The sequence below is a fragment of the Stenotrophomonas tumulicola genome (assembly GCF_014117215.1).
Classification (GTDB): Bacteria; Pseudomonadota; Gammaproteobacteria; order Xanthomonadales; family Xanthomonadaceae; genus Stenotrophomonas; species Stenotrophomonas tumulicola.
Map to the genome: position 1 here is coordinate 1 of NZ_JACGXS010000024.1, position 1,688 is coordinate 1,688.

3 protein-coding genes are annotated in these 1,688 nt (G+C 65.3%); all 3 read right to left on the reverse strand.

Annotated elements, in window-relative coordinates:
• A partial coding sequence (locus H4O11_RS19210) for an SDR family oxidoreductase (RefSeq protein ID WP_182342666.1) occupies nt 1–425 on the reverse strand: 425 nt, incomplete at its 3' end.
• A complete protein-coding gene (rfbC, locus tag H4O11_RS19215) occupies nt 422–979 on the reverse strand; it encodes a dTDP-4-dehydrorhamnose 3,5-epimerase (protein ID WP_182342670.1) in 558 nt (185 codons plus the stop codon). The genes H4O11_RS19210 and rfbC, both read right to left, overlap by 4 nt.
• On the reverse strand, nt 976–1,688 hold a 713-nt coding region (rfbA, locus tag H4O11_RS19220; RefSeq protein ID WP_182342673.1), incomplete at its 5' end, for a glucose-1-phosphate thymidylyltransferase RfbA. The genes rfbA and rfbC, both read right to left, overlap by 4 nt.

Genomic DNA, 1,688 nt, shown 5'->3' on the forward strand with positions numbered 1-1,688 from the left:
TCGCCATCACGCTTGCTGGTGCCATACACGCCCAGCGGCGCGGTCGGCTCATCCTCGCGGTAAGGCGCGGTGCCTTCCCCGTCGAACACGTAATCAGTGGAGTAATGCACCAACGGCACGCCCGCCTGGGCACACCAGCGTGCGATCACGCCCGGCGCCTCGGCGTTGGCCCGGAATGCAGCCTCCACGTCCTGCTCGGCCTTGTCCACGGCAGTGTAGGCCGCCGCATTGACCACCATTGCAGGTTGCAGCCTATCCAGCAGCGCCCCCAGCGAAGCAGGCTGGTCGAAGTCCGCGACCTCGCACGCGCTGCCGTCCGGCAGGACGCCGCTGCGGGTCGTGGCCTGCACCTCGCCGAGCGGCTTCAGTGCGCGCAACAGCTCCTGCCCGACCTGGCCGTTGCCACCGAACACCAGGATCGTCATGGGACGAACACCGGCAGCCGCTCTTCGGCAATGTCCTTCAGGAACGGCGCGTTCTCATCCTTGGCCGACAGGGTCGGGCCGCTGATCGGCCAGTCGACCGCGACATCGGCATCATTCCAGCGCACGCCGGCATCGGCCTCCTTGACGTACACATCGGTGCACAGGTAGCTGAACACCGCGCGCTCGGACAGCACCGCAAAGCCGTGCGCGAAGCCTTCGGGGATCCAGAACTGCTTCTTGTTCTCCGCGCTCAGCACCACTGCTTCCCACTGTCCGAAGGTCGGCGAGCCACGGCGGATATCCAGCGCCACGTCGTAGACTTCGCCCTCCAGCACGCTGACCAGCTTGCCCTGCGGTCGCGGCCACTGGTAATGCAGACCGCGCAGCACGCCCTTGGCGGAGGTGGACACGTTGCTCTGCACGAAGCGGTCCGGCAGGCCCAGCGCCTTGAAACGCTCGGCATTCCAGGTCTCGAAGAAATAACCGCGCTCGTCGCCGAATACCGCCGGCTCGATCACCACGCAACCCGGCAATTTTGTTTCAATTACTTTCACGGGACAGTTCCTCGTACGGCCATGGCATGCAGGTACTGGCCGTAGCCATTCTTGATCAGCGGCGCAGCCAGCGCTTCCAGCTGCTCGGCGTTGATCCAGCCATTGCCGAAGGCGATTTCCTCCGGGCAGCACACCTGCAGGCCCTGCCGGGTCTGGATGGTCTCGATGAAGTTGGAGGCCTCCAGCAGCGACTGGTGGGTGCCGGTATCCAGCCAGGCATAACCACGCCCCAGCGGCTCCAGGTGCAATGCGCCTTCATCCAGGTAACGCTGGTTGAGGTCGGTGATTTCCAGCTCGCCACGCGGCGAGGGCTTCAGCTCCGCCGCATGGTCGCTGGCCTTGCCGTCGTAGAAATAAAGGCCGGTCACCGCATAGTTGGAACGCGGCTGGGCCGGCTTCTCGACCAGGCCGATCACCTTGCCATCGTTGTCGAACTCGGCCACGCCGTAGCGCTCGGGATCGTTGACCCAGTAGCCGAACACGGTGGCGCCGGCCTGGCGTGCATCGGCACGCTTGAGCACTTCGGTCAGGCCGTGGCCATGGAACACGTTGTCGCCCAGCACCAGGCAGCTGGGCTTGCCACCAAGGAAATCACGGCCGATCAGGAAGGCCTGCGCCAAACCGTCCGGGCTGGGCTGGGCGGCATACTGGATGTCCATGCCCCATTGCGAACCGTCGCCCAGCAAGGCCTGGAACAGGGCCTGCTCGT